Annotated in this window: 1 pseudogene; it reads left to right on the top strand. The window is 54.9% G+C overall.

Annotation, left to right across the window (positions count from 1 at the left end):
* Nucleotides 1-83: 83 nt before the first annotated feature.
* A pseudogene (locus MO767_RS30830) lies at nt 84-552 on the top strand (IS21 family transposase); the annotation flags it as partial.

The raw sequence follows: 552 nt of genomic DNA, 5'->3' as shown, positions 1-552 counted from the left end.
GGCTGTTCTGCCGACTGAAAACTGACCCAGGTGTTCAACTGCTTCTGCTCACTTTTCGAGCAGGAGAACACAGGGTGATCAGCATGGAAATGTTGGGAAAAATCCGGCGGATGTACTTCCGCGATAAGCTCTCGCTGCATCAGATAGCCAAGCGTACCGGGCTGTCGAGAAACACTATCCGAAAGTGGGTCAGAGCGCCCGAAGCCACTCAGCCGGCGTACCAACGGTGCGCAATTTTCAACAAACTCAGCCCATTCCACGACACGCTAGAACAGGCGCTCAAAGCCGATTCGTTTCGGGCAAAGCACAACCGCAGAAGCGCCAAAGCACTTTTCGAACAGATCAAGGCTGAGGGTTATGACGGCGGCTACAGCCAGCTCACGGCGTTTGTACGCTCTTGGCGAGGCGAGCAAGGCAAGTCTTTACGTGCTTTTGTACCGCTGACTTTTGCCTTGGGTGAGGCCTTTCAATTTGACTGGAGCGAAGAAGGTCTGCTGATCGGCGGCCTGTTTCGACGCATCCAGGTCTCCCACATGAAGCTGTGCGCCAGTC

Origin of the sequence: Pseudomonas sp. UYIF39, assembly GCF_029963765.1 — a bacterium.
In the GTDB taxonomy this organism is placed as follows: Bacteria; Pseudomonadota; Gammaproteobacteria; order Pseudomonadales; family Pseudomonadaceae; genus Aquipseudomonas.
Note: the sequence above shows the minus strand (reverse complement) of the source record. Positions and strands in the feature narration are given on the sequence as shown.